Annotated in this window: 5 protein-coding genes; 1 reads left to right on the top strand and 4 read right to left on the bottom strand. The window is 72.2% G+C overall.

Annotation, left to right across the window (positions count from 1 at the left end):
• Positions 1 to 58 precede the first annotated feature (58 nt).
• Positions 59 to 2,116, top strand: a complete 2,058-nt coding sequence (locus L0P92_RS40975) for a beta-galactosidase (RefSeq protein WP_234768223.1) — start codon at positions 59 to 61, stop codon at positions 2,114 to 2,116.
• Positions 2,117 to 2,129: 13 nt separating this feature from the next.
• On the opposite strand, the gene L0P92_RS40970 is transcribed toward L0P92_RS40975, so the two are convergent.
• The 4 genes from L0P92_RS40970 to L0P92_RS40955 all read right to left on the bottom strand — a co-directional run bounded on the left by L0P92_RS40970 (position 2,130) and on the right by L0P92_RS40955 (position 5,987).
• Entirely contained in the window at positions 2,130 to 2,993 is an 864-nt protein-coding gene (locus L0P92_RS40970) for a hypothetical protein (protein WP_234768222.1), read from the bottom strand.
• A gap of 127 nt (positions 2,994 to 3,120) precedes the next feature.
• Entirely contained in the window at positions 3,121 to 4,314 is a 1,194-nt protein-coding gene (locus L0P92_RS40965) for a CaiB/BaiF CoA transferase family protein (RefSeq protein WP_234768221.1), read from the bottom strand.
• 85 nt (positions 4,315 to 4,399) lie between these two features.
• Positions 4,400 to 4,858 (bottom strand): MarR family winged helix-turn-helix transcriptional regulator, encoded by a 459-nt coding sequence (locus tag L0P92_RS40960; protein ID WP_234768220.1) that lies wholly within the window; start codon positions 4,856 to 4,858, stop codon positions 4,400 to 4,402.
• Between the two features lie 127 nt (positions 4,859 to 4,985).
• On the bottom strand, positions 4,986 to 5,987 hold the full coding sequence (locus tag L0P92_RS40955; protein WP_234768219.1) for a helix-turn-helix domain-containing protein: 1,002 nt from the start codon (positions 5,985 to 5,987) through the stop codon (positions 4,986 to 4,988).
• Positions 5,988 to 6,232 lie beyond the last annotated feature (245 nt).

The following is a 6,232-nucleotide window of genomic DNA, read 5'->3' as shown; positions in this document are numbered from 1 at the left end:
CCCACCCCGACCCACCCCGACCCACCCCGATCCACCTCAACCACCGTATGGGAGAAGGATGTTCGCGCTTCCACCCCGCGTCCTGTTCGGCGCCGCCTACTACCACGAGTACCAGCCCCACGAGCGGCTCAAGGACGACCTCGACCTGATGACCGAGGCCCGCTTCACCGTGATCCGGGTCGGCGAGTCCGTCTGGTCGACCTGGGAGCCCGAGAACGGCCGCTTCGACCTCGACTGGCTCCAGCCGGTCCTCGACGGCGCCCACGAGCGCGGCATCTCGGTGATCCTCGGAACACCGACGTACGCGGTGCCGCCGTGGCTGGCCCGGCAGTACCCGGAGATCGCGGGGGAGTACCGCACCGGTGTGCGCCACGGCTGGGGCGCCCGTCAGGAGGTCGACTTCACCCACCCGGCGTTCCGCTTCCACGCCGAACGGATCATCCGAAAGATCGTCGCCCGCTACGCCGGCCACCCGGCCGTCATCGGCTTCCAGGTCGACAACGAACCCGGTCTGCACCTCTTCCACAACCACGGCGTCTTCCAGCGCTTCACCGACGACCTGCGCGAACGCTACGGCGACGTCGAGACCCTCAACCGTGAGTGGGGCCTCGTCTACTGGTCACACCGCCTCTCCACCTGGGCCGACCTGTGGACCCCCGACGGCAACGCCCAGCCGCAGTACGACCTGGCCTGGCGACGCTTCCAGGCCCGCCTCACCACCGAGTTCATCGCCTGGCAGGCCGACATCGTCCGCGAGTACGCCCGCCCCGACCAGTTCGTCACCACCTGCATCTCCTACGACCGCCAGGGCGTCGAGGACGACAGGCTCACCGAGGCCCTCGACGTCACCGCGGGCAACCCGTACTACACGATGCAGGACGCCCTCGCCCTGCCCGACCGGGGCCGCTCCGGACAGGACTGGACGACCAACGGCACCTGGGCGTTCTACCGCAGCGCCGACCGCATGTACTCCTCCCGCCAGGAGCCGTTCCTCGTCACGGAGACCAACGCGCAGGCCATCAGCTGGCCGTGGAACAACCGGCCCGCCTACGACGGCCAGTACCGTCAGGCCGCCTGGGCACTCGTCTCGCGTGGCGCCTCGATGATCGAGTACTGGCACTGGCACACCCTGCACTTCGGGGCCGAGACCTACTGGGGCGGCGTCCTGCCGCACAACGGCCGCCCCGGCCGCGTCTACCGCGAACTCGCCGTACTGGGTGAGGAGTTGGAGAAGGCGGGCGACCTGGTGGCGTCCCTCACCCCCGACGCCGATGTCGCCTTCCTCTACGACGGCCCCAGCAAATGGGCCCTCCAGGCACAGCCCCCGCTGGCCAAGCCCGACGGCGGCCCGGACGACCGGTCCTACGAGACGGTCTTCGACGCCTTCTACCGGGGCGCCTTCGACGCCGGACTCCAGTCCCGCATCCTCCACCCGGGCCAGCTCCCCGACGCCGAACTGCCGGCGGTCCTCGTCGTCCCGGCCTACTACGCCGCCGACGACGCCACCCTGGACCGGCTGAAGGCCTACGCCGAGCAGGGCGGCCACCTGGTCCTCGGCCCCCGCACCGCCTACGGCGACCACGAGGCGCGCGCCCGCACCGACATGCAGCCCGCGCGCCTGGCGGAGGCGGCCGGCGTGACGTACGACGAGTTCAGCAACCTGGCCGACCCGCTCCCCGTGACCGGCACGGGCGGCCTCGCCCTGCCGCCCGAGGCCCACGCGCTGCACTGGGCCGACGGTCTGCGACCGCGAGGCGCCGAGGAACTGGCCGCGTACGAGCACCCGCACTTCGGACGCTGGCCCGCCGCCACCACCCACCGCCACGGGGCCGGCCGGATCACCTACGTCGGCACCGTCCCGGACCCGGCCTTCGCCCAGGCCCTGCTCCAGTGGGCCACCCCCGCCGCCGACGCCTGGCGTCCGGCGCACCCGAGCGTCACGTCGACCTCGGCCAGGTCCCGGGACGGCCGCCGGGTCCGCTTCCTGCACAACTGGTCGTGGGACCCGGTGACCGTCACCGTCCCGGACGCGGTAAGGGACGTGCTCTCCGGTGCCGAGTACGCATCCGAAGTGCCGCTCGGCCCATGGGACGTGAAGGTCCTTCAGGAGCAGTGAGCAGGAGGATGGCTCAGTCCGTGCCGCGCATCGGGCGGCCCGCGAACGCGTCCAGCAGGATGCGGTCGCCGAGCGGCCGGTCCAGCGCGACCGTCACCTTCTCGCCGAGTAGTTGGAGCGTGCAGGCACCGTCCCTCGTTCCGACGACATAGCCGGACAGGACCACGCTGCCGTCGGTCTCCAGCACGTCCACGGCGGGTCCGTCGTCGCAGGCCCCGTGGTGGGCCAGCACGGTGACGGACCTGCCGTCGGCGGCCACTTCGGCCACCTGGGAGAGCTCCCACAGCCTGCCGCTGGGGGAGCCGACCGGTTCGATGGGCGACTTGGGTGGCTTCGAGGCGTCCAGGGCGATCCGCTTGAGCGGGGTGTCGTAGCCCTCGATCGTGAACAGCCAGGCCGGCACGGTGGCCGGGCCGCGGCTGGTGGCCAGCGTCGTCTCACCCAGCTCGGCCCCGGTCACCGTGAGCCGGGGCCCGGGGGAGTCGTTGGTGTCCAGCTTCTCGTACGCCTCCCGCGCCCCCAGGAGCGGTAGCGCGAGCGAGTCACCGTTCCGCCAGGTCACCTTCCCCTCCCGCTCCGTGGTCTGGGGAAGGTCGCCGCGCAGTACGAAGTTCTGGCTGAGGTACGCCTCCTTGTCGGTGTCGTCGTGGAAGGCGTCCTCGGGCAGCTGCACCGGGTCCGCCATCGGGTAGAAGCCCTCGCGCCAGATCGTCGCTGCCCTTGAACCGTCCCAGGCCCTGGCGACCTCGACGGCGCGTGGCCTGGTGTCGGGCGGCTCCTCGGACGTGTCGGAGCCTGCCGCGCCGGCGCCGCATCCGGTGGCGGACAGGGCGAGTGCGGCGAGCATCCGGACGGTGCGTGAGGCGGTCGTACGCATGGATCCCCCCGAGCGGACGGTGACGGAGCCGGCCGGGGCGGTGCCGGGCCGCCCCGGCACTGTGACGTACGAAGGGCCCGCGGCGTTCGGTCCGATCAGTCGGAGGACCGGTCAGTCGCAGGACCGGTCAGATGACGCCGTCGGCGCGCAGGGCCTCGATGTCCTCGCCGGTACGGCCGAGTTCGGTGAGGATCGCCTCCGTGTGCTCGCCCACCGCCGGTACCGGGTCCATGCGCGCGGGCAGCCCGGCGAGGTCGGCCGGCGGAAGCAGCGCCTGGACCGTCGCGCCACCGGGTACGGCCACGTCCTGCCAGCGGTCGCGCGCGGCGAGGACCGGGTGGTCCAGGAACGCGGCGACGTCGTTGACCCCGGCGCAGGCGATGGCGATGGACTCCAGGTCCTTGAGGATCTCCTCGGCGTCGGAGCGGGCACAGCGCTCGGCGACGATGGCGTTGAGTTCGTCGCGATGCGCCACGCGGGCGGAACTCGTGGCGAAGCGCGGGTCGTCGGTCAGCTCGGGCCGGTCCAGGAACTCCGCGCACAGGACGGCCCACTCGCGCTCGTTCTGGATGGAGAACAGCACCTCCTTGCCGTCGGCGGCCGTGAAGGCGCCGTACGGCGCGAGCGTGGGGTGCTGGGTGCCCAGCCGCGGGGGCTGGGTGCCGCCGTACCGGGTGTAGTTGGCGGGCTGGCCCATCCACTCGGCCAGCGCCTCGAACAGGGACACCTCCACCGGGTGCGCGGTTCCCCGGGTGGCGCGCGTGAACAGGGCGGTGAGAATGCCGCTGTACGCGTACATCCCGGCGGCGATGTCGGCGACGGAGATGCCGACCCGGGCGGTCCCGTCCGGGGTTCCGGTCAGCGACACCAGGCCGGTCTGGCACTGCACCAGCAGGTCGTAGGACTTGCGGTCGGCCCACGGCCCGGAGGTGCCGTACCCGGAGATCGTGCACGGGATCAGCCGCGGCCACCGCTCACCGAGCGCCTCGACCCCCAGGCCGAGCCGGTCGGCCGCGCCCGGCGCCAGGTTCTGCACGAAGACGTCGGCGTCGTCGAGGAGCCGGTGCAGGATCTCGCGGCCCCGGGGGTCCTTGAGGTCCAGCGTGAGCGACTCCTTGGACCGGTTGAGCCACACGAAATAGCTGGAGTGACCGTGCACCGTGGTGTCGTACCGCCGCGCGAAGTCACCGTCCCCGGGCCGCTCCACCTTGATCACGCGAGCACCCAGGTCGGCGAGTTGCCGGGTGGCGTAGGGGGCGGCCACGGCCTGCTCCAGGCTGACGACCGTGATGCCGGACAGGGGAAGCTGCGACGCGATCATAGGGCTCAGTTCTACGACCCCGCCCGACCCCTGTCAATGCCGCCCTCGACCCTCTTGACCTGCGTATTTCTCCACTCGGCCGGCCTCAGGCCGGCACGCGGAGCGTCTCCACCGTCCGGACCAGTGGGGCGAGTTCGGGGTTCTGCGCGGCTTGGTCGAGGGCTTCGCGCAGGGCCTTGTCGTTGGTCGGGCGGGCCGCTTGCAGAAGACGGAGGCCTGCTTCGGTGACGTTGGTGTAGATGCCGCGGCGGTCGGTGGGGCAGAGGTAGCGGGAGAGCAGCCCGCGGTCTTCGAGGCGGGTGACCAGCCGGGTGGTGGCGCTCTGGCTGAGGACGACGGCGTCGGCGACCTGCTTCATCTGCAGATGGCCGCCGTCCCCGTCGTGCTGCCGGCTGAGCACGTCGAGCAGGGAGTACTCACGCACGCTCAGGTCGTGCCCGGCCTGAAGGGCGCGCTCGATGTGCGCCTCGATCCTCCCGTGCAGCAGGGAGAGCGCGCACCAGCCCTGGGCGAGGGCGGTGAGTGCGGGGTCCGTGGCGGTCATGGCGCCGGTGTCCTCCGTCCCGATGTGATGGGACCTCCAGGATAGGGCATCCGCGAAATATACGGCGAGGGCACATATAGGGCGCCTGCAAGTCAAAGCCACACCCCGCCCGAGGCCCCCTCCCCTCCTACTCCCCCTGGTTCCGCACCAGATGCCGCAACGCCAGGGCCAGACCCAGCCTGAACCGGCCCTGCGGGGTGCGCAGTGGCCAGCCCAGCAGGTGCTCGGCGTGGGACAGCCGCTCCTGGAGCGTGGAGTGGTGGACGTTGATCTCGGCCGCCGCCGCCCGCAGGCTCACCGTGGTGGCGACGGCGTGCAGCGTGCTGAGCAGCCAGGGCGCTGCGGCCCCGGCGGCCTCCAGGGCACGTACGTCCGGCGGCGGCTCGGCACCCGGTATGACGAGGTCGGCGAGGAAAGCGACATCGCCCAGTTCGTCGGCGTACACGACAGCCGGACCGGGATCTCGTAGCGTGCCCTCGGCCGTGAACCGGAGGGCGACGCGGGCCTGTTCCCAGGAGCGCGGCAGATCGAGCACGGGCACGACGGGACCCACGCCCACCCGGCCGACCAGCGGTTCGGGGTCCCCCTGCGCGGGGGCGATACGGGGGCGGCCGTCGAGCGGGGCGAGGACGCGGGCCGGTGCGGTGGGGTCCAGCCCCAGCCGTCGGGCCGCGTGCAGCCGCGCCGCTTCCGGAGCCGTGGCGTCGAGGACGGTCTCGACCAGCGCCGGATCATCGGCCGGCGCCCGCCCGCGTGTCCGGTCCAGAACCAGCCGTACGGCCCCGGCGGCCCGCTCCAGGATCACCGCGTCGACGACACTGGGCTCAGTCTCCCGAGCCCGCTCCAGCCACAGCGCGGGAGCGCCACCCGGGGTGAGCGCCGCGGACGGCCAGCCGGGATCGGGCGGCACATCACTGTCCAGCCGCTTCCCGTCCGCCTCGACCCGCACCGCCACCCGCCGCTCCACATCCACCAGCCGCGCCGCCACCCCGGCCAGCACAGCGGCCCCCCGCACCAACGCCTCCAGCCCGGCCCGCGACTCCGCAAGCCGATCAAAGTAGGCAATGACCCGCACAGCGGCCCCGGCATCCGGATCCAACGCCGTCAGACGTCCGGCCAGCTCTTTCATAAACCAATGGTGCGACACCCGGTCAAGAACCGACCCGCCCTCCACTCGAAACCCCGGTCAGAGCCCCCCCGCAGGGGCGCGGGGAACTGCGCGACCAGCCACATCCAACCCGCACTCGCCCGCCCACAGTTCCCGGCAGATCACTAGGCGCAGCAATCCACCGCGCACTCAAAACCCCGCCCCCGGCACCCCACGTCAGGGGCGCGGGGAACTGCGCGACCAGCCCCTCACAACCCGCACTCGCC

The sequence above is a fragment of the Streptomyces muensis genome, assembly GCF_021474425.1.
Classification (GTDB): Bacteria; Actinomycetota; Actinomycetes; order Streptomycetales; family Streptomycetaceae; genus Streptomyces; species Streptomyces muensis.
Note: the sequence above shows the minus strand (reverse complement) of the source record. Positions and strands in the feature narration are given on the sequence as shown.

Bases quoted from the DNA above. Each gene is read 5' to 3' on its own strand.
- L0P92_RS40975 (WP_234768223.1), top strand. From the start codon at position 59: ATGTTCGCGCTTCCACCCCGCGTCCTGTTCGGCGCCGCCTACTACCAC.
- L0P92_RS40970 (WP_234768222.1), bottom strand. From the start codon at position 2,993: ATGCGTACGACCGCCTCACGCACCGTCCGGATGCTCGCCGCACTCGCC.
- L0P92_RS40965 (WP_234768221.1), bottom strand. From the start codon at position 4,314: ATGATCGCGTCGCAGCTTCCCCTGTCCGGCATCACGGTCGTCAGCCTG.
- L0P92_RS40960 (WP_234768220.1), bottom strand. From the start codon at position 4,858: ATGACCGCCACGGACCCCGCACTCACCGCCCTCGCCCAGGGCTGGTGC.
- L0P92_RS40955 (WP_234768219.1), bottom strand. From the start codon at position 5,987: ATGAAAGAGCTGGCCGGACGTCTGACGGCGTTGGATCCGGATGCCGGG.